Source organism: Variovorax sp. 01N425 (assembly GCF_056399465.1).
In genome coordinates, this window is sequence record NZ_JBFTRJ010000064.1 from 1 (window position 1) to 471 (window position 471).

The 471-nt window shown below is 64.3% G+C and carries 1 protein-coding gene; it reads right to left on the reverse strand.

The genetic code is table 11. The features are described from left to right. On the reverse strand, window positions 1-352 hold a 352-nt coding region (locus AC1DSC_RS32705), incomplete at its 3' end, for a helix-turn-helix domain-containing protein (protein ID WP_478132101.1). Window positions 353-471 lie beyond the last annotated feature (119 nt).

The following is a 471-nucleotide window of genomic DNA, read 5'->3' on the forward strand; positions in this document are numbered from 1 at the left end:
GGCGATGCAGGATGCCGGTGATGGTGCTGGGTGCGGGCACGCCGCTGAAGCCCAGATCGCTCAGGCGCTGGGCGATCTTGCGGCCACCCCAGCGGGGGTGCTGGCGGCGCAGTTCGATGACAGCTTGCTCGATCGCAGCGCTGCTGCGCCCAGGACTGTGGTGCGGTCGGGTGCTGCGCGGCTTGCATGCATCGCCCATGCCTTGGAGCGCATGGCGGCGCAGCAGCGCATAGCCCGTCTTGGGGCTGATGCCAAAGCGCCGGCACAGTTCGCGGCGGTTGGCCCCTTCTTGCAAGGCCAATTCCAGGAATTCGCGTTTGGTGTCCATCAGGTCTCTCGGTTGCCAGGGCATGGGCCACTTCCTCGGTCGTCTCGACCTCAAAAGTGTTTCCTATGTCCCCGCACACCTGTTACCCAGGTCCCCGGTCCATACACTTCGCCAAAGAAACGTAGGCAAAAGAAAGGCGACCC